Origin of the sequence: Marinobacter bryozoorum, from assembly GCF_023156245.1 — a bacterium.
Lineage (GTDB): Bacteria > Pseudomonadota > Gammaproteobacteria > Pseudomonadales > Oleiphilaceae > Marinobacter > Marinobacter bryozoorum.
In genome coordinates, this window is record NZ_JAKZAH010000005.1 from 153,273 (window position 1) to 178,343 (window position 25,071).

Genomic DNA, 25,071 nt, shown 5'->3' on the forward strand with positions numbered 1-25,071 from the left:
ACCATGGACACGCAAGTGATTACGCCCGTGACCACCGACGCTCCCATTGATACCGGCGCTGCCGACCTCACCGTGGTGCAGGAGGCCGCCCGGCTGATCGGTCAGTCCGCCACACCCGGGGTGGCCATCACCGGTACCTTGCGCCTGATGTCCCAGATGCTGGGCCTCAACCGGGGTCGGGTGCTGCTGCCATCGGATGAGGACGGCCTGCTGGCCATTCGGTACAGCTACGGACTGACCGACCAGGAGCGGAAACGGGGCCTCTACAGTTTCGAGGAAGGGGTCACCGGGAAGGTCATGAAAACCGGGCAGCAGGCGGTGGTGCAGGACGTCGACCAGGAACCCGGTTTCCTGTTCCGGACCGTGGACCGGGCAACCCTGCCGGAAGGGATTGTCTCCTACCTGGCGGTGCCCATCATGGAGGGTAACCTGACCGTGGGTGTACTGGCGGCACACCGCTTACGCATGCGACCCAGGGCCATCAATGCCGACCTGGTGATCCTGCGCATCCTGGCCACTTTTATTGCCCAGATCATCAAGATCAACACCCTGATCGAAGAGCGCACCAGCCACCTGCGGGAAGAAAACCAGGAATTGAAGGTGGCCCTGGAGCAGCAACAGAACAATCACGGCATCCTGGGAGAAAGCGCCGCCGTCAAGGATGCCCTGCTGCAGATTACCCGGGTAGCCGATACCCCGGTCACGGTGCTGTTGACCGGTGAGTCCGGCACCGGCAAGGAGCGGTTCTCCCAGATTCTCCACCTCAACAGCAAACGCTGTGACCAGCCCTTCCTGGCCATCAACTGCGCTGCCATTCCCGAGCAGCTGCTGGAGTCCGAGCTGTTCGGCCATGAAAAAGGCGCCTTCACCGGTGCAACCGCCACCAAGCCGGGCAAGATCGAACTGGCCAATGGCGGCACCCTGTTCCTGGATGAGATCGGCGACCTGAACATGGAGCTGCAGTCCAAGCTGCTGCGGGTGCTGGAAGGCCAGGTTATCCAGCGGGTCGGTGGTACCCGGGATGTACCGGTGGATGTGCGCATTGTCACAGCGACCCACAAGAACCTTCAGGAGGCCGTCAACCAGGGCACCTTCCGCCTGGATCTCTTCTATCGCCTGAATGTGTTCCCGGTCCACCTGCCGCCGCTGCGGGAACGGGACGGTGATGTTCGCATTCTGGCCCGGCACTTCCTGCTCAGCGCCAATCGCGAGTACGGCCGCTATACCCTGTTTGGCCGGGGGGTGTTGGAGCGGCTGGAGAGCTACAACTGGCCCGGCAATATCCGCCAGCTGGAAAACGTGATCAAGCGGGCGGTACTGATTGCGCTGGACGGCAACATCAGCGTCAGCGACATCGAGAGCATCCTGCGCCAGGAATCGGTGATCAACAAGCACCTGGAGGCGGGCCAGGCGGCTGTATCAAATTACCCGCGCGCCGCGGAACCTGCTGCCCCGACCCGCATCACGGAACCGGGCCTTGTAGCCCCTGTTGCCGCCTCTTCCCGTCCGTATCGTTGGGTCCGGGAGGATGAAGAGGAACAATTGCTGAACGCCCTTCAACAGACCGGCGGCAACAAGACGCGAGCTGCGGCATTACTGGGCATGAGCGCGCGCCAGTTCCGCTACCGGCTGGACAAGCTTGAACTGACCAATGCGCCCTGACCACCAACCGACATTGTCGGACATTGTCATCAGGACAATGTCCGACACTTCCCGCCTCACTCCTCTCAACCGCCACCCCAAAAACCATAGGCATCTGTTTTAAAAGATAAAAAATAAAAATGGCGAAACTGGCACAGCTCCTGCTCTGGACATAACAGGTTACCGCGAGGCCCGTCCCGGACCGCGCGGTGTCATCAAAGCCACTGGAGAATTGCCAATGACCACTGCAACGCCTACCAAACCCGAAACCGTTTCAACCTACCTGCGTCCGATCGACCGGGAGGGTCTGCTGGCCTTCGCCGAGAAGGGGCGCAACAACCCCGGCACCCGCGGCACCAACAAGGTCCACACGGTGACCGAGGGCCAGTACCGAACCATCAGCCACGTCAATCAACATGAAGTGGTGGTGGACGAGCCCCTGCACCTGTTCGGCGAGGACACAGCGCCGGCACCCGGCGAGATCGTGCTGTCCGGTCTGGGAGGCTGCCTCGCCGTCGGCATCACCGCCGTAGCCACCTGGAAGCAGGTCAAACTCAGCAAACTGGAGATCTTCCTGGAAGGGGATATCGGCAACCCGGCGGCCTGGGGTGCTGGTGGTGCGGAAATGAAGCCCGATCAGATGGGCTTCCAGGAAATCCGCGTCAAGGTGCTGGTGGAAGGCGATGCCACCCGGGAACAGCTGGACGAGATCGTTCAGCACGCCAACTACTTCTCCCCGGTGGCCAACACCATGCGCAACCCGATCCCGTTCAGCATCAGCCTGATGGACTGAACCGGCCCACACAGAGGCGAGGACCAAGAGGAGAGAACTGCCATGAATAACGTCGCCGTATCCAACCCACCGTTAAGCCCCTGGGCTGATGACGCCATGGTGCAGGCTGAGGTCGCCCGGGTTGCCAGCGAGCAGCTGGCGCCCAACGCCTACCGCATCGACCATGAAGGTTATTACCCGACCGACATCATGGCAGACCTGGGCCAGGCTGGCGCCTTCGCCACTCACCTGGACCAACACGGTAGTCGCTTCGGACTGGCGCTGTCGAGCATGCAGGAGATCAGCCGTCACTGTGGCTCCACCGGGTTCATGACCTGGTGCCACGATGTCTGCGGACTCTACATGGAGCAGTCCGGCAACCCGGCCCTGCTGGAGCGATTGCAGGGCCATGCTGCCGGCCAGACCTTCGGGGGCACCGCCCTGTCCAATCCCATGAAGGCCCTGACCGGCATCGAGAAAATGGCCCTGAAAGCGAAGAAGGTACCGGGCGGGTACCGGGTCAGCGGTACCCTGCCCTGGGTCAGCCACATTGGCCCGGGCCAGTACTGTGGCGCCATTGCCGCCGTGGACCGCGATGATGGCAGCCGCTCCCACGAAGTGATGTTCCTGCTGGACATTGATGACCGGGTGCCCCTGCGACCCTGCCCAGAGTTCTCGGGTATGGAAGGCACCAGCACCTGGTCGGTGCCCCTGGACGACTACTTCGTCAGCGAGGACCAGATCATTGCGGACCCCGCCCGGCCGTTTATCCAGAAGATCCGCGGTGCGTTCATCCTGCTGCAGGTGGGGATCGCCGCCGGTGTCATCCAGGGCTCCATCGATTCCATCCGGGCGGTGGAGAACCAGTTGGGACACGTGAATCAGTACCTGCACAACCGCCCCGACGAATTGCAGGCCGAATTTGACGAGGTGGCCAAACGCGCGGCCCGGCTTGCAGAAACCCCCTATGACGGCAGCAAGGACTACCTGCTCGATGTGCTGGAGTTGAGGGCCCACGGTTCCGAATTGTCCCTGAAGGCCTCCCAGTCCGCCCTGCTGCACCAGGGGGCCCGCGGGTACCTGATGAATTCCGCCCCCCAGCGCCGGATCCGTGAAGCCCACTTCGTAGCCATCGTGACACCGGCCATCAAGCACCTGCGCTGGGAGATGGACAAACTGATGCGAGAGGAGGTTCCGGCATGAGTACCCGAAAACCCGACCTGGAAGAACGCCCCTGGCGCCAGTATATCTGCCTCGCCTGTGGCCTGATCTACGACGAGGCGGAAGGCGACCCGGACAGTGGCCTGCCCCCGGGCACGCGATTTGAGGACATTCCGGATGACTGGGAGTGCCCCCTGTGCGGTGTCACCAAGTCCGACTTCGAGCTGCTGGAAAAGCAGGAGATTACCGCAGCCGCGCCGGTGGGCATCACCACCTTCAGCAAGGTGCCGGGCATTGTGGTGGTGGGTGCCGGCATTGCCGGGTGGTCAGTCGTAGAAGCAATCCGCCACCTGGACGCCGAAACCCCCATCACCCTGATCAGCGCCTGCCATGGCGACCGTTACCACAAACCGGAGCTGTCGGTGGCCCTGAGCCGGGGTCAGCAGCCCGGGGACCTGGTGCGGGAGAGCGCTGCCGAAGCGGCAAACCGACTCGGGGTTCGCCTGCTTGCGAACACCTTCGTGGTGGGCATCAGCCCGGAGCGACGGGAAGTGCGCACCACCCGCGGCACCGTGGCCTACACCCGCCTGGTGCTGGCCCAGGGCGCGAAGCCCGCCCTGCCTGACGAGTTGCCCCCATCACTGTGTTGGCGCATCAATGATCTGGCCGACTGGAGCGGCTTACAGCAACAACTGGCCGCAGGCCCCCGGCGGGTCGCCATTGTCGGCGCAGGGATGGTGGGCTGCGAACTGGCCGAAGACCTGGCCCGCGCCGGCCACACGGTCACCCTGCTGGACCGCCAGAGCCACCCCCTGTGTGGCCTGATACCCCCGGAAGCCGGGCAGGCCCTGCAGGAAAGCCTGGCGGAACAGGGCATTCACTACCGGCCCGACAGCCAGGTCAAGGCAGTCCGCGCCGACGGTGACAGCAAGACCGTTCTGCTGGCAAACGGTGAAACCCTGGCCGTGGGCCAGGTGATCGCTGCCACCGGCCTGAAAACCGACAACCGCCTTGCCCGCCAGGCCGGGCTGGCATTCAACGGTGGCATTGAGGTAGACCAGGAGCTGCGCTCCAGCGACCCCTGGATCCATGCCCTTGGCGACTGTATCAGTCTGAACGGTGAACCGTGCCGCTTTATCGAACCCATCCAGCACCAGGCCCGCACCATTGCGGCGGCGGTGTTAGGTGTTGAGGCCCCAGCCTATGAACACAGACGACCGGTAGTACGCCTGAAAACCCGGTCGCTGCCGCTGGTGTTGCACGGCCTGCCAAAACCGGATGGCCGCTGGGCAATCACCCAGCGGGAAGGCAACAGCATGGTGATGGAACAACGGGTTGGCGACACCATCGTCGCCACACTGAGCCTCGGCCAGCCCATGCAAAGCAAGGCCGCCTGATCTTTCCGGGCCGGGCGACCGGCCCAGTCCCGACAATGACGTCAACCAAAGGTGAACATCATGATCCATACCCGCGAAGAAGTGACCAACATGATCCTCTCTGCCAAGGTCAGCAAGGGCATTCAATGGAGCCAGGTGGCCGATGCCATCGGCCTCTCCAAGGAATGGACCACCGCTGCATGCCTGGGCCAGATGACCTTCGACAAGAAGCAGGCCGAAATTGTCGGCGACATCTTCGGCCTGACCGATGAGGCCATCGCCTGGTTGCAGGTGGTTCCCTACAAGGGATCACTGCCGACAGCCGTGCCCACCGACCCGCTGATCTACCGCTGGTACGAAGTGGTCAATGTCTACGGCAGCACCATCAAGGAACTCATCCATGAGGAATTTGGCGACGGCATCATGAGCGCCATCGACTTCAACATGGACATTCAGCGCGAGCAAAACGCCAACGGGGATCGCGTTAACGTGGTGCTGTCTGGCAAGTTCCTTCCCTACAAGTCTTACTGAGCCATTGCCCGGCGGGGTAACCGAGGGCTGTGGGCCATCGGGTATCCCGCCGGGCCATTCGCTTACCGATAGGCCTTGGTCTGCGACTGCCGTTCCGCGCAGCCCCGGCTGATAGTGCTGAATTTGCACACGGTTTCCAGGCATGCCGGGCTACTTAATGGGGATCATTGGCGGGATAGTTACAGCCAACCAGATTCCTTCAAGGCGTTGCGGTAGGTTCGGCCAACCGGGACCAGGCGGCGATCCAGCAGGCGGAGCTGAAGGCTCTGGCCGTCCCGCTGTACACCTGACTCGTATGCTCGGGGGAAGCATAGCCACCCTCACTGCGGCAGTGGTCGTCAGTGTCACCTTTCTGCCGCCACTGGCAACGTGGCTCGGCCCCACAGTGCTGATAACGCCATTGATCTTCTGGTGGAACGCCCGGGTGTTGTCCCCGCGGTCGGCTGGGGCATCAGTACGCCGAGCAGGGCTTTAATCTGCTCGACGACCGGGCTGGGTTCCCCCGCCACCAGGCAGACCTGGTGGCGGGGCACTGGCGTAGGTCAGGCCCTCAGGCCAGTTGCTTCCCTACGGGCAGGCGACGAACCCGCTTACCGATAGCGGCATGGATGGCGTTGCACAGGGCCGGCGCGACCGGGGGCAAGCCCGGCTCCCCGACACCGCCCATCGGGGCATCGTCGCCGCCATCTACCAGGTGTACATGCACCTCGCGGGGGGCGTTTTCCATGCGCGGGATCAGGTACCGGTCAAAGTTATCCTGGTCCGCTGCGCCGTTGCTGAACGACACTTCGCTGTGCAGTGCGATGCCAATGCCCATGACACAGGCGCCTTCCAGCTGCGAGCGTACCCGCTCCGGGTTGACCGCCTTGCCGCAATCGAAGGCAATGTCGGCCCGGTGGATGATCACTTCGCCGTCATCCGCCACTTCCACATCCATCACTATGGCCGTGTAGGACACAAAGCTGTGGTGCATGGCCAGGCCAAGCCCGCGCCGCTCACCCCGGTCCTTGTTGTCCCAGTTGGCTTCGCGGGTTGCCCGCTCCACCACGGCTCTCATGCGGCCGATATCGATGGGATAGATTTCCGGGTTTTCGCCGTAGTTCCAGCCGTCCTTGAATTCCGACGGGCTGATCTGGCGCGGCTCTCCAAGAAGCTCCAGCAGGTAGTCCCGGTGGTCCCGGCCGGCGGCCTCGGCCATTTCTGCCGCGAAGCTCTGGATGGCCCAGGCGTGCGGCAGGTTGTAGACCGCCCGGAACCAGCCAATCCGGGTGTGGGCAGGCGCCTCAGGGTTTTCCAGGCGGATTGCGGGAATATTGAAGGGCATGGTGTTAAAGCCCATGCCTAGCTCGAAGTCCGCCTTGTGCTTCGGGTCTTCAGCGAACAGTGAGCCGATGCTCGGCGACAGTGTCCGGTGCAGCCAGCCGGTGGCCTTGCCGTCACTGTCCAGGGCGGCTTCCAGCCGGTCTACGGACACGGCATGGAAATAGGCGTGGTGGATGTCGTCTTCTCTGGTCCACTGCACCCGTACCGGGCGACCTTCAAACTCCCTGGCAAGCCTGGCCGCTTCGATCACGAAATCCGGCTTGGACTTCCGGCCAAAGCCACCGCCGAGCAGGGTCTGGTGGACGGTCACCTTTTCCAGGTCCAGCCCCAGTGCGCCAGCGACGCCTTGCCGGGTAGCCCGGGGATGCTGGATGGGTGCCCATGCTTCGGCACTGTTGCCGTCAAACTGAACGATCGCCACCGGCGGCTCCATGGGCGCCTGGGCCATGTGAGGCATATAGTAGGTGGCCGTGACGGTCTTGCTGGCGCCCTTCAGGGCCTTTTCGATATCCCCGGACTCGCGGACCACCTTGCCGGCGGACTCGGCCCGCTGTTCCAGCATCTCGCGGTACTCACCGGAGGTATACTGCGCGTTGTCGCCAGCGGCCTCCAGGTCCCATTCGATTTCAAGGGCATCACGGCCTTTGATGGCTGCCCAGGTATTCTCGGCGACCACCGCCACACCACCCAGCGGGCTGAATGCGGCCGGCATGCCGGTGCCTTCCAGGGTGATCGTCTTGATGACACCGCGTACCTTCAGGGCGGCGCTGTCGTCCACGCTTTTGACTCGTGCCCCGAGTACTGGCGGGCGGACAACGACCGCATACAGCATGTTGTCCATCTGCACATCGGCGCCGAAGCGGGCCTTGCCGGTGACCACGTCTTGGCCGTCTACGGCCGGCGGACGGGTCTCCCGGTTTGTCAGATCGCCATTGACCAGACCGGTTTCGCGACCTATATAGCGCAACTGACTGTCCGGCTTCAGTGTCAGCTGGTCACGGTCCGGAACCTCCAGTTCACGGGCCGCCGCCGCCAGTTCACCAAAGCCCAGGCTGCGGTCGCTGTTCTTGTGGACCACCTCGTGCACGCGGGTTTCCACCTCGTCAACGGGTACGCCCCACTGATCGGCAGCAGCCTGCTCCAGCATGAGGCGGGCGCCGGCAGCAGCCCGGCGCATGGGCTCATACCAGTGACGCATACTGCGAGAGCCATCGGTGTTCTGGTTGCCGTACTTATCCTGGTCTGCGTCGGCCTGTTCGACCTTGACCTGCTCCCAGTCGGCGCCAAGCTCGTCGGCGGCCACCAGCGCCAGGCTGGTGCGTATGCCCTGCCCCATCTCGGCCCGGTGATTGGTGATGGTTACCGTACCGTCCTCGTCAATTCGGATAAACACATTGGGGTTGTCTACCCAACCACCGGGCATGCCCTCGGCGCCATACTTCGCGCTGTCTGAACCCTCAGAGGCCGTCGCCAGGCCCCACCGGGCGGCCATGACGAACGCACTACCCGCGGCGAGCCCGCGCATGAAATGGCGCCGGCTCACATTGGCCAGCAGGACCGATTTGCCTGTGCTGCTCATGCCTTGTCCTCCATATCCGCCGCCCGTGCAACCGCCGCTTCAATGCGATTGTAGGTGCCACACCGGCACAGGTTGCCGTTCATGGCATCACGGATCTCGGCACCATCGGGGCTGCCATTCTCTTTGAGAAGCGCGGTTGCGGTCATGATCTGACCACCCTGGCAATAGCCACACTGGGCCACGCCCAGCTCAAGCCAGGCCTCCTGTACCCGCTTGCCAACGTCGTCATCTGCGATGGCCTCTATGGTGGTGATTGCCTTGCCTTCGGCCTTGGTAACCGGGGTCACGCAGGAGCGGGTGGCCTTGCCGTCCAGGTGCACCGTACAGGCGCCGCACTGGGCAATGCCGCAGCCGAACTTGGTGCCGGTCAGTTTGACAATATCCCTCAGCGCCCAAAGCAGGGGCATATCATCAGGGACATCCAGTTCGTGCTCTTCCCCGTTTATTGTCAGGTTGATCATTGCGCTCTCCCGTCTTCGAATTGTTGTCTGGCCTGTCGCCTGGCGAAGGCCCCGCCGGTGTTTTGCGCACCGGCGTTCTGCAGTGGCTGTTGAGAACCATGACCTACCTACAGTGTGCTTTCAAGCCGGTCAGAAGACCAGCTCAAGTCCACTGTGGAAGGTCAGCCCGGGTGCCGGTTCGTAGTAACGGCCACCATTGGCGTTGATCCGCACGTTGGCGTAGTGATCTTCTTCAAGGAGGTTACGAATGCCAGCGTAGACCTTCAGGCGGCGGTCTGTGCCCAGCTGCCAGCCCGTTCCGGCCTTCAGGTTCATGACCCAGCTGCTGTCGACCTTTACCGTGTTGGCGTTGTCGGCGTAAAAGTCGCCGGAATAAAGCCCTTCAACACTGGCAAAGGTGTCACCCAGGCCCGACCAGGTAAGCCGGTTGTTCCACTGGTGGCGTGGCAGTCCCGGCATGCGAAGGCCGCTGTAATCATTGTCGTCGGTATCGAAATCCTCGAACCGGTAGCTGGCCATGGTGAGGGCACTGTGCAAGCGCCACGCGGGGGTCATGTACCAGTCGAGGGCCAGTTCGGCGCCCTGGCGAGAGGTTTCACCGGCATTCTGGTAGTAGGTCCGGCCATCTGTCGCTTCAAAGGGAAGCAACTCGTCGTCCACGTCGATACGGAACAGGCTCAGGTCATATTCGATGCCCATCGCAAGGTAGCCGCGGAGACCGAGCTCACGGCTGATGGCCTTTTGGGGTTCCACGTCGCTATTGAACCCGCCCTGCCCCTCAGGCCGGGCAAACTCGGTGAAGGTCGGGGTTTCAAATGCTGTGGCGACGTTGGCATAGAGAGAGTGTTCAGTACTCACCCTGTAAAGCGCTCCCAGGCTGCCGTTCCATTCACGGAGGGTGCGGCTGCCACTATTGTCGACGCCATCGGCCATGAAACGATCATCAATAGAGAGGCGCACCCAGTCGTGGCGGACCCCGCCGCTAACGGTGAGCTGCTCACTCAGGTCCACGTCAGCCAGTGCGAATACACCTGTCGCGGTGGCATCCTGCTGCTCGTCACCGGTACGGGCGGTGATTTCCCGGTCGGTGTTCACGGCAAAACGTGAGCGGTCATCTTCCTGCCGGCGTACCTCAGTACCCACCATAATGGTGGAAGGCTGACCCAGTATCTGCAGGCCACGCCTGTAGTCGGCGCTACCGCCGTAATAGAACCGGTCGTAGCGGATTCGGCTGCTACCCGGGAAGGGCAGTTGCTGCTCGAAATCCCGCCAGCTAGCAAACCCCCTCAGATTCAAGTCGCCACCGCCGAGGTCCTGGTCCCGGTAATGCAGCCCCACCAACTGTTGCTCGACCTCCTGGCCGGCATCCAGCCGAGACGACATGGGGGCAGCCTGGTCCCGGTCTTCTTCGACTTCTTCAAGGGTGAGGCCACCGGGGTCTTCTGCCAACGGCATGTCGAGGATGTTTACCAGGGCCGACAGGGATCTGTCTTCATCGATCTGGTACCCGATGCGCCCGTTGAACAGGCGTTTCTCAACTTCGCTCTGGTCCCGCTGACCTTCGAAATCCAGTGCCGAGAAACTCAGATTATGCCGCCAGCGACCGTTGTCGCCGCCGTGACTGGCCGACAACTTGCGATAGCCATCGCTGCCGCCCTGTAACCCGATGGCTGCACCTGACGCCTGACTGCCATCGGCCGTGGTCACATCAATGACACCCCCGGCGGCATTGCCATAAAGGACCGAGGCAGGCCCCCGGATAACTTCGATGCGTTCGGCACTGTCGAGGTCGATGGCGTCTACCTGGGCCTGGCCGTCAGGCAATGTGTAGGGAATGCCATCCACACGAACGTGGATGCCACGTATACCAAAGGGCGAGCGCGCGCCAAAGCCACGACTGGCGATACGCTGCCCCTGGGCAAAATTGTTGCGATTCTGGAGGAACAGGCCAGGCACGATGGTGAGGCTCTCATCCAGCTGGAGCCCCTGCTGACCTTGATGGATCTGGTCCCGGGTAACTGCCGAGACTGCGGCTGGCGTATCCTGCAGGGAACGGGCCAGGCGCGGTGCTGTTACCAATATTGATGGTCGATTCTGGGTGGTATCGGCGGTTTCGGCCTGGTCGTCGGATATGGCCCCCTGAGCCATTCCAAGCCCCGGCAAGGCCACCCCGGCCCCGATCAGGACAATTGCACGCAGGTCTTTTTTTATACACAGTCTGTTTTTTATTGTCATTGATTCGTCCAGGTAAAGGGTCTCTGGCTTGTTAAGTGGGGACTAACCCCCAGGCGCAGGTCCTGGTGGAGAGCCCCCGCTTGCGAACCGGGTTACTGGCTGGCGCGAATGGTATCCGCCGTACCCATGATAAAGGCCCGGATCTTGTTCACGTCCTCCTCACTCAGACGCTCCGAAAAGTCAGGCATCCCCCGGTTGGCCAACACTCCGTCCAATACGAAGGATTCCAGGTCACTGATCACCTTGGCATTGGAGTAGCCCAGGTTCGGGATCGCGCCACCTCGATCAACCCCTGGCACACCATGACAGGCTACGCAGTTGGCGATGTAGAGCCCCAGGCCTTCTTCGGCCAGTTCCGGATTGTAATCCACACCTGAAACCAGGTTGGTTTGCTGGTGCTTGCTGTATTCGGGGGGCTCCGCATTACCATCCAGCGAGTAGGTGTAAACGGTGCCAGGAATGGTCCGCTCACTGCCCCGCTGGACCAGGCCATAGACCCCACCCCAGCCGGCGGCGATGGACACAAATTGCTGGCCGTCCACCTCATAGGTTACCGGTGCTGCAACGATACCCGTGCCGACCATGGTGTCCCACAGCTTGTCACCATTACTGGCATTGAAGGCCATCAGGCGCGCGTCAGCAGTACCCTGGAAAACCAGGTTACCTGCTGTGGTCAGGGTGCCGCCGTTCCAGGGCGAAATGTGCTCATAACGCCAGGCTTCCTCCTGCTCTACCGGATCCCAGGCCACCAGGCGCCCGAAGGGCTTGCTGCCCGGCGTGGTCGGGTTCAGGTACATACCGGTATTCCAGCCGATGCCACTCATGAATACACCCGGCTCATCCTCGTTGTAGTCCCATTCCGGCATTTTTTGCATGGACGCGGGAATATTCTGTGCCGGTATGTAGGCCAGCTGCGTGTCCGGACTGAATGACATGGAGTGCCAGTTATGTGCTCCATAGGGTCCCGGTATCGCGTCAAAGGGTTCATCCTCGGACCGCGCTTCCGCTGTGACCATGGGTCGCCCGGATTCGTCATAACCGGTCGCCCAGTTCACATCAACGAAGTTCTCCGCTGAAATGAACTCACCGGTTTCACGGTCTACTACGTAGAAGAAACCGTTCTTGGGAGCGTGGAGCAGTACCTTGCGGGTTTCATCGTTGATGGGCAGGTCCGCCAGGATGATGTCCTGGGTGGAGGTGTAGTCCCAGTTATCCCCCGGGGTTTCCTGGTAGTGCCAGCGATACTCGCCAGTATCCGGATCCAGCGCCACGATGGATGCAAGGAACAGGTTGTCACCGCCGCCCGGGCTGCGGTGCAGGTGGGACCAGGGAGAGCCGTTGCCGGTGCCGATGTACATCAGGTCAAGCTCCGGGTCGAAGACCATACTGTCCCAGACGGTACCACCGCCACCGGCTTCCCAGTACTTACCGCTGGGATCCCAGGTTTCGGCAGCCATTTCCATTGCTTCGTTTTCGAAGGGTTCATCCGGGTTGCCGGGTACCGTATACCAACGCCAGGCTTCCTCGCCGGTGTCGGCATCGTAGGCGGTGATATAACCCCGCACGCCGTATTCAGCACCGCCGTTACCAATGATGACCTTGTTTTTGAAGACCCGGGGCGCTCCAGTAATGGTGTAGGGCTTTTCGCGGTCCTCGATGGTGTCGACTTCCCACACGCGCTCACCGTTTTCGGCATCCAGGGCGATCAATCGTCCATCAAAGGCCCCGAAATAGACCAGACCGTTGCTCACCGCAACGCCCCGGTTACCCACATCGCAGCACCCCTTTTCACCATAGGATTTAGGCACTTCCGGATCGTAGGTCCACAGTTTCTTGCCGGTTTTCGCGTCCACCGCATGGACAATACTCCACGGCGCAGTCACGTACATCACGCCGTCCAGTACGATCGGGGTAGACTCAACGCCACGGCTGGACCCGAGGTTGTAGCTCCACTCCAGTTTCAGGTCCTTGACGTTCTTTGTATTGATCTCGTCCAGGGGGCTAAATCGCTGTTCCTGGTAGTCAAAGCCGTGGGCCGGCCAGTTTTTCCCGGTGTCGCGGTTCTCGGCTATCGCCTTGTGGGTTTCGTCGACATACTGCGACTCATCGGCAGCAGCAAGCATGGCATGACCAGCAGCGAGCACCCCCGCCAGGCTGGTAAACAGAATCCGTTTATTGTTCTTTAACATGGGTGTTTCCTGTGTTTTGTTGTTGTACGCCTTCGCTGATAACGGCTGGCCTTTCACTTGATGTGGCCAGGCAACCCTCTCAGCATAGAATGACCACAGACTTCTGCTCGGTATAATGTTCGACCAGGCTGTCACTCAGCTCACGGCCAGTCCCGGATTGCTTGAAGCCGCCGAAGGGCATGCAAGGGTCAATCAGGTGGTGCCCGTTAACCCAGACCGAACCGGCGTCAATCTCGGGAATCAGACGATTGACCTGGGACAGGTCGTTGGAGAAGATGCTGGCGGCCAGGCCGTAGCAGTTGTCGTTCGCCAGTCTGACCAGCTCCTGGTTATCGCTGTATTTCTGGACTACCACAACCGGCCCGAAGATTTCTTCCTGCACACAACGGCTGTCCTGGGCCAGGCCTGTAATGACGGTGGGCTCTACAAAGTAACCCTGGTCCAGGCCCTTGCCACCACCAATCTCGATCTTGCCGCCGTCGGAACGGGCCTGCTCGATGTAACCGAGAACGCGCTCCTGCTGCTTGGCCGATACCAGCGGACCAATCATGGTGGTCTCGTCCATTCCCGAGCCGAGGGTCAGCGCCCTGGCCTGGTCCACCAGCTTGGCCACAAGGGCATCATGGATACTCTCGTGTACATAGATGCGGGAGCCTGCCGTACACGCCTGCCCCTGGTTGAAGAAGATCGCCTGAGCGGCGCCTGCGGCGGCCATATCGAGGTCGGCATCCGGCAAGACCATGACCGGTGACTTTCCACCGAGCTCCAGGGTTGTCCGGGTCATGTTTTCCATGGCAGCCCGACCTACCTGCTTACCAACGGAGGTAGAACCGGTAAAGGCAATCTTGTTGATGCCGGGATGTCCCGAAAGGGCTGCGCCTGCTTCGTAGCCGAGCCCCGGAACCACGTTCAGGCTGCCGGGCGGAAAGCCCACCTCGTTGACCACTTCTGCAAGCAGCAGGGCAGTCAGGGGCGTATCCTCTGCCGGTTTCAGCACTACGGTACAACCCGCAGCCAGCGCTGGAGCTACCTTCCAGGCGGTCATCAGCAACGGGAAGTTCCAGGGAACAATGGCACCGACCACCCCGACAGGCTCCCGGCGTGTGTAGGCAACGATCTGTGCCTCATCCGGAACCGGGGGTAAGGTGGGGGTCATGGACCGGCCATCAATCTTGGTCGCCCAGCCTGCGGTATAGCGAATAAACGAGACCACGCTGGCTACATCCATGCCCTTCGCTACGGTCACCGGTTTACCATTATCGAGGGTTTCGATAACAGCAAAGTCGTCGGCACGGGCCTCTATCGCGTCCGCAAGGTCCAGTAACAGTTTTTCCCTGACTGCCGGGCGCGCCTTGCGCCAGCTGCCGAACGCCTCTCTTGCAGACTTTACCGCACGGTCAATATCTTCCGCGCCACCGGATGCCACGCGGGCAATTCGTTCAGTGGTTGCCGGGTTGAATACGTCCAGCGAGTTACCGCTCACCGCGTCAACCGGTTTGCCGCCAATAAACAGCTTGTGCTCTTTATCCAGCCAGGCCTTTACCGAATCAGAGATCTGGGTCATACCGTTTCCTTTTCACCGTTGTTGTCTTTGTTGGTGTGCAGGCCAAAACAGCCTGTCTCAGTTCCTATCAAGACTCATGCCAGCGGGGGATCAATCAAGTAAGACCCGATAATCATGGGGTTAGGGAAACCTGTACAGTCAGGCGCGAGGATGGGAGCTGTGTCATAGTGCGACAGGTGTTGCAAAATCAGACAGCCCGGGTGGGCAGGGACTCCGGTTTGATAGCAAACCGACCCCGGGGGAGCAATCGCAGACCTGACCTGACAGACACCTTCAGACTATCACCTTCAGACTATCGGGCACCTGCCAGGTCCAGGCTCAGTTACTTACACCTCAGGCGAATTCGAAGCCGTGGTAGTTGGCAACGCGTACGCCATGGATGATCTGGGCATAGGTATCGACACCACCCACGAACGGCATGAAGACGCGCTCCTTGCCAGGGATGTTTGCCCCCATGTACCAGGAGTTGGCCTGGGGCATCAGCGTCAGGTTGGCCAGGTCGTTGGTGGTATGAACCCAGTTTTCCTCGGCGTCCGGGGCGGGCTCGATACGGGTGCGGCCGGACTCCTTCAGATCCCTGAGGGCCTCACTTACCCAGTCGACGTGGTCCTCTATTGATACCATCATGTTCGAAAGCACGGACGGGCTCTGCGGACCGGTGATCATAAAAAGGTTCGGGAACCCATGACTCATCAGGCCCAGGTAGGTTTGTGGCCCATGGCGCCATTTATCGCTCAGCGTTTGGTTACCATTGTTGATTTCAATACTGTTCAACGCGCCGGTCATCGCATCGAAACCTGTCGCAAAGATGATGACGTCGAAATCAATTTCCCGGTTTCCAACACGAATCCCGGTTTCTGTGATCCGCTTCAATGGTTCGGCTTGCAGGTCAACGAGATCTACGTTGTCCCGGTTGTAGGTCTCGAAGTAACCGGTATCAACACACATCCGCTTACTGGCAATGGGGTAGCTCGTGGGGCATAGCAACTCCGCCGTCTGCGGGTCTTTTACCTTCTCCCGGATTCGGTTGCGGACATATTCCGCTACGAACTCATTCGCCACGGGTTCAAACAACACATCCTCGAAACCAAAACTGAACCCCAGGCCTCCGCGGGCCCAGCGCTCGTCCAGGTCTTTGCGCGCCTCTTCAGGGGAAACATCGGCGAACATCACGTTACCGGGAGGCTGGTTGAACCCCACCGAGGTCTCCCGACCGAGTCGCCGGATCTCTGCGTAATTGGCCTTGATTTCGGCGTCTCGTTCATCAGAGATACGCGTATTGTGAGCGGGGACGGCGAACGTCGGCGTCCGCTGAAAGACGGTCAGGTGGCCGGCCTGCGGTGCAATTGTGGTGATCGTCTGAATGCCCGACGATCCGGTGCCAATCACGGCGACTTTCTTGCCTGACAGATCGACACCTTCGCGAGGGTAGTTGGAGGTCCAGTACATTTCACCTTTAAAGCTCTCCATTCCCTCGAACCTCGGATCAGAGGGCTTGGACAGGCACCCGGTTGCCGCGATGACGTATCGTGCGGCGGTGGCCTTTCCGCCGGATGTGGTGACCGTCCAGGTCCGCGCACGGTCATCCCACGCCAGTTTATTGACCCGCGTCGAGAAACTGATATCCCTGCGCAGGTCGTATCGTTCGCAAACATGGCGGGCGTACTCCAGCAATTCAGGCTGCGGCGCAAACCGCTCCTTCCAGCGCCATTCCTGCTGCAGTTTGTCGTCGAACGAATATGAGTATTCCATCGACTCGATGTCGACCCGGGCACCCGGGTAACGGTTCCAGTACCAGGTGCCGCCGACGTCGTCTCCGGTTTCAAAGATGTGTGCACTCAGCCCGATCTGACGGAGCTTGTGCAACTGATACATACCGGCAAACCCGGCGCCGATGATCACAACATCGTAATCGACGTCTGCGGGTTTATTTTGCTTGTCTTGTGCCGTAGTTGTCGTCATAGCCTTAACCCTCTGCAAGATTGTCGATGTAGGCATTGATCCGTTCACTGACGTACTCAACGCCAACGTCGAACCCGGGCAGAATGTTTGCCATCTGGAAAAACGCGTGCATCTGACCCTCTGCAACGCTCAGCTCCACCTCAACGCCGGCATCTTTTAGCGCGGCGGCGTACTCGGCGCCCTCATCGTGCAGCGGGTCACATTCGGCAAGGTAAACCAGCGCCGGCGGAAGCCCGGACAAATCTTTCGCACGCAGCGGCGACGCGTCCGGGTGGGCGCGGTCTCCTGAGGGTAAATAGTGGTCCCAGAACCAGATCATCGTGTCGCGATTAAGTAGCAACTGATTCTCTGGAGCGACATAGGAGGGACGATCAAAGTCACAGTCAGTGACCGGATAGACAAGAACCTGGTAATCGATCTTCGGGCCGCCATGATCGCGGGCCCGCAAGGTCATGACCGCCGCTATATTGCCGCCTGCACTATCACCGGCGACGATCAGTGGCACATTCGCGCCCGCAAGCTGCTGCTTGTTCTCTGCCGCCCAGTTGAGGCCAGCGCGGCTGTCTTCGATCGCAGCCGGGAACCGGTGTTCCGGCGCCTTGCGATAGTTCACCAGCACAATCACCGACTGTGTTTTCACGCACAACTGGCGAGCCAGGTTATCGTATTGAAGGTCAATGTCGCCGATGACCCAACCACCACCGTGGAAATAGACCAGGACCGACTTTGCCTTGCCTTCAGGCTTCATGACCCGCATCCGGATTTCATCACCATCGCTGGTCGCAAGCTTGAAATTCTCAACCGATCCGACGTCGGGTCCCTTGCCGCTCATACCCGCCAGGATCGGGCCACTCATGCGCGCGATCGCGGGTGTGCTCTCGTGGATCGCCGGAGCTCCGGGTTTGGCAAGGGCTTCGAGGAACATCATCGATGCTTGATCAAGAGCCATGTTAGCCAGCCTCCCCGGCACGAAGTGCGCCATTAAATGAAGTTTCCTCAGTGAGTGGCATCCACCCGCATTCTTTGCACTCCGTTGCCAGGCGCAGCTGCTCGAGTGGTGCAGCACCCGTGGTATCGACCAGCCGGTCACTGAGAAAGGAGATGTGGGCTCTTTCGAGCCAGGCCTTTGGCGAATCTGAAGTCTGAGTCATAACGTACCCTTTTCACCCTTGTTGTCATTGTTGGTGTACAGGCCTGAACAGCCTGCATTTCCTGTAAGTCAAGACTCGTGCCAGCAATGGACTTATGGAGGAAACCTTGGTAGTCATACAGTTAGCGAAATCTTTGCTACTATGAATCTGGCTTGCCTGTGCCAGAGTGCGACAGGTGTTGCAAAATCAGACAACAAGAACAATACCCCTACAGGAGTGCACGGGATGTTTCGGACGGTTCTTCGTACCCCGGAAGTCATAAAGCAGGCTTACCTCCAGGCGGAGCGGGGCCATGTTTCTACTGACTTGCTCGATGCCAGTATCGGCCAGTCCTGGCTAAGGTGCCTGGAATCCGGTTTACGGGTCGGGTCCCAGCCAGAATTGCCGCAGATGGCGGGCGGAGAACTGAAGCATGAGATGGGCCGTAACGAGCGGTTTCTCAGGCTGTCATCCCCGCTGGCTGAACGCCTCTCCAACAACCTCAATGACTGCCAGGTGATCCTTGCGTCCCCCGATGCGACCATCCTTAAACAGCTGGGGCGCCACCAGGATTTCATGGACGACGTTGTTATGGACCCCGGAGTCCGGATGCCCGAGTCACTCGCGGGCACAAACGGCCCCGGGCTTTGCCTGATTGAACGCAAGCCGGTGCTGGTAAACTCCTGTGAACACCTGTTATACCCGGATGTCACCGTCAGCTGCGTGGCCGCCCCGCTGTTTGACCTGCACGGAGACGTGCTGGGGCTGATCGACTTCACCTTTGCGGCTAACCACCCGCGGCCAGACCAGTTCCTTGACCATGCAAACTGGTTCTCGGCGGCCTTTGAGCACCAGCTGTTCCTGGACAGCTACCGTGATAACTGGATCCTGCAGGTCCAGGCCCTGTCGACCTGGTCTCAGCAGGAGCCATCCGGCCTACTCGCCTTTAACGACGACGGCTCACTGGTTGCGGCCAGTTCCCACGCCCTGAAGGCTTTCGTGACAACCGAAACCGGGCTGGTCGGGTGTCCGGTGGAGTCTATTTTCGGCGTCAGCTGGGGTGCCATGGTCGATCATTGCCGGAAATACCCTGGCGTTCTGAGCCTGGAAAGAACCGGGCGCCAGATGATTGGCCGGCTCTCACCACCTTCAAACTGGCGCTCTGTTACCCCATTGCCACTGCGCAAACCCGTGAAGTTGTCGGCAATGGAGGCGTTGATCCGGACATGGCCGGACGAACTGGCGGCAGAGGCCCGCCGCGGCGTTCGGGCCCTGGAAGCCGGAATGCCAGTACTGCTACAGGGGGATACCGGCACCGGAAAGGAGCAATTTGCCAGGGCCCTTCATACTGATTCCGGGGCGACTGGCCCCTTCGTGGCCATCAACTGCGCGGCACTTCCCGAAGGAATGATCGAAGGTGAACTATTCGGTTATCGCGACGGCGCATTTACCGGCGCCCGCAAGGGCGGCTACAACGGACGCTTCCTGCAGGCCCAGGGCGGCACCCTGTTGCTGGATGAAATTGGCGATATGCCCCTGGAGCTGCAAGCGAGGCTGTTGCGGGTAATCCAGGAGCGCACGGTCACTCCCCTGGGTGGTCACGAAGAGCTTCCGATTGATTGTCGTATCGTGGCGGCCAGCCTTCACGACCTGGAAGAGCTTGTCGACCAGGGGCGTTTCAGGGAAGACCTCTATTTCCGGCTGGCCGCCGTAGTAGTCGAGCTGCTGGCGCTGCACCAGCAAACTGACTTGGCGGACGCGGTCGACCGCCTGTGGCAGGAGGTTTGTGGGCGCCATGGCAGATTCGTTGACCTTGACGCTGAACTGCGCAAGCAACTGGCGGGGTATCATTGGCCTGGCAACTGGCGGGAACTGGAGAACTGCCTGGAGGCCTTGCTGGTCGGAGCACAACCCAACAGCTATTACCTGACCAGTGCAGACCTTCCGATACGCTGGCGCAGAAAGTTCCAGCAGCACGACCTTGTGCCGCCCCCGACGGTGGCTAGCCTGGCTGACCGGGAGCCACAGACACAAAACCTCAAGGACATGGAGTGGGAGCACATGCAGCGAACCCTCCAGGCCTGCAACGGCAACTATTCGGCGGCAGCCAAGACCCTTGGCATCAGCCGCTCCACCCTTTATCGCCGCCTGAACAAAGAGGCCGCCGACAGCCCTGGCAGAGTCAGGATCCCCTGCTGAACCCAGCGTGGTCGATAAACTCTCCCCGACCACCCTGGTCCAGTGCCCGGCGCATGAGGTCGGGAATGGGCATTTTCTCGACCGTTTCCGGATGCACCGTCACACCAACCATCTCGCCTTTTGCCAGGAACTGCCCGGTGCGGGCGTTGCTGATATCCATGTCCAGGGTAAAGGATGTGTTGCCGATATGCCCTGGCTGCACAGTGATTTCCAGCTGGTCCCGGTAACGGGCCGGGGCTTTCCATTCAATGGTCAGCTTGACCACCTGGTAGTCGAAACCACCACCGGGCAGCTGGTCCTGCTCACAGATATGGTGGAGAAACTCGGTGGCCGCCAGGTCGATATAGTCGCCGTAACGGGCGTTGAAAACCACTTTCTGGGCATCGCATTCGCCGTAGCGGACTTGCATGTAGTAACGGAATGGTTGGGTCATTGTTATGTACCTTGAAATTAGTAAGGCCAGGGTCCGGAACCCTGGCCTTCAACACTCAATGGAAAGTCTGTCAGAGGCTGTAAGCGCTCGCATCCACCTTTGAGAAAACCTCGTTCCAGTAAAGGTCGGTGAGACCTTCCCGGGTTTCTACGCCTTCGACTTTATCGACCCACTCCGCCAGGGTCTTGCGAAAGGCAGCCATTTTTTCCGGGGCATTCTCGATATCAAAGCGCTCTGAATAGTGAGCGGCAACGGTTTCGAGGTCTTTTTCAATAAATTCCCGGGTAGCTTCCACAAGCTCCTCATCTGGTTCATGCAGCGTTACTGTATCGCTCTCATCGATCTGGCGCAGGGCCTCGACGTGATCCTCGTAATAGAGAATAACCGTCTCGGCAGCCCCCACCGCTGCGCCGTAGAGCAGCGTTTCCCTGCGGTCTTCCGAAAGGGAACGCCAGGTATCAGCGTTGATGTTGGTGCCGACCCCGCCAAACGTGCCGCCAGGAACGCCCATGGTTACATCGCTGACCACTTCGATAAACTTGAAGTTCAGCAAGTCCGACAGGTTATGGGCGGTACAATCCACTACCCCCTGGCTCAGTCCTTCATAGGTTTCATTTACCGGAATGGATACCGGTGAGCCTCCCATGGTTTCGACCCACCGCGCCCACTGGGGCCCTCCGATACGAATTCGCTTGCCGTCGATATCAGCGGACGCCGTAAACTTACCGTTGCAGAACAGACCATAAGGCGACGTGCTTACCATGTTCAGGAACACCTGGTTCCGGTCCAGGTGTTCCTCAATGCATTCCGGGCAGTCATTGATCACAAAATCAGCGACGGCCCCGGTGTAGGCAAACATGGCGGTCTTGGCGTCTTCACGGGACAGTTCAGGCGCCATGGTCATCTCCGTCAACATGATGGTGTTGGGGAAATCGGATGGAAAATAAGGTGTCAAAACATGGCCAAGGTCCGCCATGCCATCCCTGAGACCAGCCGGGGTTTCCATAAAACTGAGCAAGGACTGGGCGTAGCCTTTTACAGCGATCTCTCCCCCGGAGCGTTCCTCGACCCCCTCGATAAAGGCTTCCATGCCTTTGGTACCCAGGGTGTTTTGGGGAGAACCGGTGGCAAAGCGAAGTTGCTCCGCGCCTGCGATGTTGGTACTGGCGAGGCCAGCGAGTGTAATTCCTGCGACAATTGCCTTGACTGGGTATTTCATAGGTTTGCTTTCTCCGTTTTGGTTGGGGGGTACAGTTTTTTTATTTGTTTACGCCGGCTTTCACGCATGCCCTGACAGCAGCAATCGAACCGCTGTGGTGGTCTGGGCAATTTCGGTTTTCTGCCCGCTGATAACATCGCCATAAAGAAAGGACTCACCAACCCGGACGACGAGAAACGCCAGGTCATCAGGGTCGATCGGGGGCGACCAACGCGTTTTTCGGGACTGCTCAAGGATGAGGGCGCGAATGGTATCGACGGACCTGGCCTGGAAAAGGCTGGTTTTGGAGGTGAGTATGCGGATGGCGTATTCCGGGTCCTGGCGAATAAAGCGGTATAGCGCTTCGCTGTGAATAACCTTTCGGAGTAGCTGCTCACAGACAGACACCACGTACTCGGGCCCCTCCCCTGTGCTGGTTTCCAGGGTGCTGTCGATCAGCTCCTGATAGAACGACCAGATAATCTCGCCGATAAACAGGTCCCGGCTTCCCACCCAGCGGAACAGCGTGGCGCGGTTAACACCCAGCTCTTGCGCTATGGAACCCATGTTGATTTTCTCCCCTTCAAACCAGCGCTTACGACCAATTTGAAGGGCAGCGATCGGGGTCACCGAGCCCACGCGGTTCTCGCCTGCCAGTGCCCTTGAAAGGGGTGTAATCTTTGTTTGCATCGATATTTGTTTTTGTTGCATCATGCGTCACAGAATAACAATGTTGCATTGCCCCGAACAAGATAGAAGCGCAGTGCGCGACATGCAAGCGACGACAAGAACAAACATCCAAGAGGTGGTAAAAATGACGGACGCCCAAGTCCCTGCCGATGCTCCCTGGTTTCGCAGTTACCCTGAGGGTATTCCCCACTACCCGGAACTGACAGGCCGGCCTGTCCACGAGATGCTCTCGCAATCAGCAACCCGGTGGCCGGAAAGAGCCGCGGTCCAGTTCATGGGGCGCGACATTTCCTACCGGGAACTAGACAACCTGGTATCCCGTGCTGCCAGGGGCCTGCAAAGGCTTGGTGTAAAACCGGGCGTGCATGTGGGCCTGTACCTGCCCAACAGCCCCCATTGCATCATCAGCTTCCTCGGGGTTCTTCGTGCCGGTGGCGTTGTGGTCAACTACTCGCCACTGGATGCCGAGCGTATCCTCGAGCACAAAATTGCCGACAGTGAGTCGGACCTGATGATCACGGTAGACCTGAAAGCCCTGCTGCCCCAGATGACCCGGTTCATGGGGAACTCGCGGCTTCAGAGCCTGATTGTCGGGTCACTGGATGAATTCTCTGCTGCACCGGCCCAGGTTCGTGAACAGCTTGCCCAGGCAGGTGAACTGGCCGAGGTGCCAACCGACGGCATCGTCAGCTTTGCAGACCTGCTGGATAACGACGGTGAATACCAGGTTTACCCGGAGTCCAGGACGCCGGATAGCCTTGCGGTGCTTCAGTACACCGGTGGCACCACGGGAGCGCCCAAGGGTGCCATGCTCACCCACCGAACCCTGTCCAGCGCTGCCGACCAACTGGGCACAGCCCTGTCAACCACGGTTGCACCCGGCGAAGAGAAGGTGCTGGCGGTACTGCCACCGTTCCATATCTATTCCATCGTGGTAAATATGCTGTTTGGCCTGCGTAACGGCGCGACGCTCTATCAACAGGTGCGCTTTGAGCCCAGGCAGGCCCTGGAGGCCATCCATAACGAGCAGATCACGGTTTTCCCGGCGGTGCCCACCATGCTTTCCGCATTGCTGGCCTACCCGGAGCTGAATGACTACCGCCTGGATTCCTTGAAGCTGTGTAACTCCGGCGGCGCCCCGCTGCCGGTTGAGCTCCAGCAACGTTTCAAGGAGCGGGCCGGCTGCTCGGTCAAGGAAGGCTGGGGCATGACAGAGACTGCCTCCATAGGCACCTTCACCCCCGACGGAATGACAGCGCCACCAGGCTCGTGCGGTGTTGCGGTACCGGGTGTCGACCTCCGGATTCTTTCACTGGAGGGCGAAGAAGAGATGCCCACTGGTGAGCGCGGCGAACTGTGCATCCGCGGCCCCCATATGATGAAGGGTTACTGGAAACGGGACGATGCCACAGCCGAGTCCACCACCTCTACCGGCTATTACCGCACCGGTGACGTGGCGTATATGGATGACAACGGCTTCCTCTATATCGTCGACCGCACCAAGGACATGATTATCTGCAGCGGCTACAACGTATACCCGCGCAACATCGAGGAAGCCATCCACGAACATCCCGCCGTCTCTGAAGTCTCGGTTATCGGTGTGCCGGATGAGTACCGGGGCCAAAGCCCAAGGGCCTATATAACCCTGGCCCAGGGCCAACCGGAGCCCACCCTGGAAGAAATGCAGGACTTCCTGCGCTCCCGCCTTGGCAAACACGAGATGATCCACGGCCTGGAAATCCGTGACGAACTGCCCAAGACCCCAGTGGGCAAGCTGTCCAAGAAAGAGCTTTATGCGGAAGTGAAGGGAACCGGTTGATTAAAGCGACGCCCGGTTAGCGGGATGACCTTCACGTTGCCGGGAGTCTTACAAATTTCATGTGCCAAATTCGCACACTCAGCTGACTGGGTCCACCTCAGAATTCGTTGACGCGCTCCAGCCCACAATCAAACGATTTCATGTCGTGGGACTTCTTATCTAATGGATCTAACCTCAAGGTCACCGCTTTCGGATATATCGGAACAACGGGGCTTTCCCTGCCTCATTGTCAAACGTGGCCGTTTCCTCTGCCCCCGCTGCCTTCCCATACCAGGCGATGACGTGATCCGGGAAGTCCGCGCCACTCTTGATCCGTCCTTTCAGCGCGATCAGGTCGCCCTTGGCTACGGAGACCCGGATAGTCCCACCGCCCTCGACGATCCAGGCAGAACCCGACTACCGTCCACTGGGCTGTGAAAGTTCTACTGCTTCGAGACAGTTTTCAAGAGGTAGCCAAAGAGATAGAGAGTCACCCTCAACGACATCAATCGCAACGAACCCAAACTTTTCGTAGAATCGTTTTGAGTCGTCGTCTTTGGCATCTACCGCACAGCCTATACCTCCAACTGAAATCGACGCATCAACAACCCGCCTCAGGCACTCAATCAGCAGGTATGATCCCAATCCATATCCTTTAACGGAGTTATCAACTGCAAGTCGTGCCAGCCGGTAAACCGGCGGATCCGACGAAAACCGCTTTTGCAGGGGATGCCCTTGGGGGAAGACAATAGGTAAGCGTCCATTCCGCGACGTTCTGCCACCCCGCTAAAATTCGCCCTAAAGTAACCTCACAGTTTCCAACACGAGG

The 25,071-nt window shown here is 59.9% G+C and carries 18 protein-coding genes; 7 read left to right on the forward strand and 11 right to left on the reverse strand.

All coding sequences use genetic code 11. The features are described from left to right. The first annotated feature begins 3 nt into the window (after window positions 1–3). From MLC59_RS04920 to cynS, 5 genes are all read left to right on the forward strand, one after another. Entirely contained in the window at window positions 4–1,662 is a 1,659-nt protein-coding gene (locus MLC59_RS04920) for a sigma 54-interacting transcriptional regulator (protein WP_248231426.1), read from the forward strand. Between the two features lie 217 nt (window positions 1,663–1,879). Beyond that, the gene (locus MLC59_RS04925; protein WP_248231428.1) at window positions 1,880–2,434 is read left to right on the forward strand and encodes an OsmC family protein; all 555 of its coding nucleotides are present in this window, start codon (window positions 1,880–1,882) and stop codon (window positions 2,432–2,434) included. A gap of 42 nt (window positions 2,435–2,476) precedes the next feature. Beyond that, complete coding sequence (locus MLC59_RS04930) at window positions 2,477–3,616, forward strand: acyl-CoA dehydrogenase family protein (RefSeq protein WP_248231431.1); 1,140 nt, start codon at window positions 2,477–2,479, stop codon at window positions 3,614–3,616. Beyond that, on the forward strand, window positions 3,613–4,971 hold the full coding sequence (locus MLC59_RS04935) for an FAD-dependent oxidoreductase (RefSeq protein WP_248231432.1): 1,359 nt from the start codon (window positions 3,613–3,615) through the stop codon (window positions 4,969–4,971). Before MLC59_RS04930 ends, MLC59_RS04935 begins: the two co-directional genes overlap by 4 nt. A gap of 60 nt (window positions 4,972–5,031) precedes the next feature. Continuing rightward, entirely contained in the window at window positions 5,032–5,481 is a 450-nt protein-coding gene (gene cynS / locus MLC59_RS04940) for a cyanase (RefSeq protein ID WP_248231434.1), read from the forward strand. A 550-nt stretch (window positions 5,482–6,031) separates the two neighbouring features. Here cynS and MLC59_RS04945 read toward each other — a convergent pair. The 7 genes from MLC59_RS04945 to MLC59_RS04975 all read right to left on the reverse strand — a co-directional run bounded on the left by MLC59_RS04945 (window position 6,032) and on the right by MLC59_RS04975 (window position 17,743). Further along, on the reverse strand, window positions 6,032–8,383 hold the full coding sequence (locus MLC59_RS04945; RefSeq protein ID WP_248231436.1) for a xanthine dehydrogenase family protein molybdopterin-binding subunit: 2,352 nt from the start codon (window positions 8,381–8,383) through the stop codon (window positions 6,032–6,034). Beyond that, window positions 8,380–8,844, reverse strand: coding sequence for a (2Fe-2S)-binding protein (locus tag MLC59_RS04950; protein WP_248231438.1), 465 nt, complete (start codon window positions 8,842–8,844; stop codon window positions 8,380–8,382). The genes MLC59_RS04945 and MLC59_RS04950 overlap by 4 nt, the downstream gene beginning before the upstream one ends. Before the next feature lie 129 nt (window positions 8,845–8,973). After that, window positions 8,974–11,079 carry a TonB-dependent receptor family protein gene (locus MLC59_RS04955; RefSeq protein WP_248231440.1) on the reverse strand — a complete coding sequence of 702 codons (2,106 nt, stop codon included), beginning with the start codon at window positions 11,077–11,079 and terminating at the stop codon, window positions 8,974–8,976. Between the two features lie 92 nt (window positions 11,080–11,171). Continuing rightward, window positions 11,172–13,268 carry a PQQ-dependent dehydrogenase, methanol/ethanol family gene (locus MLC59_RS04960; RefSeq protein ID WP_248231442.1) on the reverse strand — a complete coding sequence of 699 codons (2,097 nt, stop codon included), beginning with the start codon at window positions 13,266–13,268 and terminating at the stop codon, window positions 11,172–11,174. A 79-nt stretch (window positions 13,269–13,347) separates the two neighbouring features. Next, window positions 13,348–14,832, reverse strand: a complete 1,485-nt coding sequence (locus MLC59_RS04965; protein WP_248231443.1) for an aldehyde dehydrogenase family protein — start codon at window positions 14,830–14,832, stop codon at window positions 13,348–13,350. 333 nt (window positions 14,833–15,165) lie between these two features. After that, on the reverse strand, window positions 15,166–16,794 hold the full coding sequence (locus tag MLC59_RS04970) for a flavin-containing monooxygenase (RefSeq protein WP_248231444.1): 1,629 nt from the start codon (window positions 16,792–16,794) through the stop codon (window positions 15,166–15,168). Window positions 16,795–16,798: 4 nt separating this feature from the next. Then, entirely contained in the window at window positions 16,799–17,743 is a 945-nt protein-coding gene (locus MLC59_RS04975; RefSeq protein WP_248231445.1) for an alpha/beta hydrolase, read from the reverse strand. A 427-nt stretch (window positions 17,744–18,170) separates the two neighbouring features. Between MLC59_RS04975 and MLC59_RS04980 the strand changes: the two genes are divergently transcribed. Continuing rightward, on the forward strand, window positions 18,171–20,123 hold the full coding sequence (locus tag MLC59_RS04980; RefSeq protein ID WP_248231447.1) for a sigma-54-dependent Fis family transcriptional regulator: 1,953 nt from the start codon (window positions 18,171–18,173) through the stop codon (window positions 20,121–20,123). Here MLC59_RS04980 and MLC59_RS04985 read toward each other — a convergent pair. The 3 genes from MLC59_RS04985 to MLC59_RS04995 form a co-directional block, all read right to left on the reverse strand. Continuing rightward, window positions 20,107–20,556, reverse strand: a complete 450-nt coding sequence (locus tag MLC59_RS04985; protein WP_248231449.1) for an acyl-CoA thioesterase — start codon at window positions 20,554–20,556, stop codon at window positions 20,107–20,109. The genes MLC59_RS04980 and MLC59_RS04985 overlap by 17 nt on opposite strands. A gap of 70 nt (window positions 20,557–20,626) precedes the next feature. Further along, the gene (locus MLC59_RS04990; RefSeq protein WP_248231451.1) at window positions 20,627–21,775 is read right to left on the reverse strand and encodes a C4-dicarboxylate TRAP transporter substrate-binding protein; all 1,149 of its coding nucleotides are present in this window, start codon (window positions 21,773–21,775) and stop codon (window positions 20,627–20,629) included. Window positions 21,776–21,835: 60 nt separating this feature from the next. After that, complete coding sequence (locus tag MLC59_RS04995; RefSeq protein ID WP_248231453.1) at window positions 21,836–22,444, reverse strand: QsdR family transcriptional regulator; 609 nt, start codon at window positions 22,442–22,444, stop codon at window positions 21,836–21,838. A gap of 124 nt (window positions 22,445–22,568) precedes the next feature. Between MLC59_RS04995 and MLC59_RS05000 the strand changes: the two genes are divergently transcribed. Further along, window positions 22,569–24,263 (forward strand): long-chain-fatty-acid--CoA ligase, encoded by a 1,695-nt coding sequence (locus MLC59_RS05000; RefSeq protein WP_248231459.1) that lies wholly within the window; start codon window positions 22,569–22,571, stop codon window positions 24,261–24,263. Between the two features lie 396 nt (window positions 24,264–24,659). Here MLC59_RS05000 and MLC59_RS20115 read toward each other — a convergent pair whose 3' ends face one another. Then, a complete protein-coding gene (locus tag MLC59_RS20115) occupies window positions 24,660–24,992 on the reverse strand; it encodes a GNAT family N-acetyltransferase (RefSeq protein WP_427901700.1) in 333 nt (110 codons plus the stop codon). Window positions 24,993–25,071: the final 79 nt, after the last annotated feature.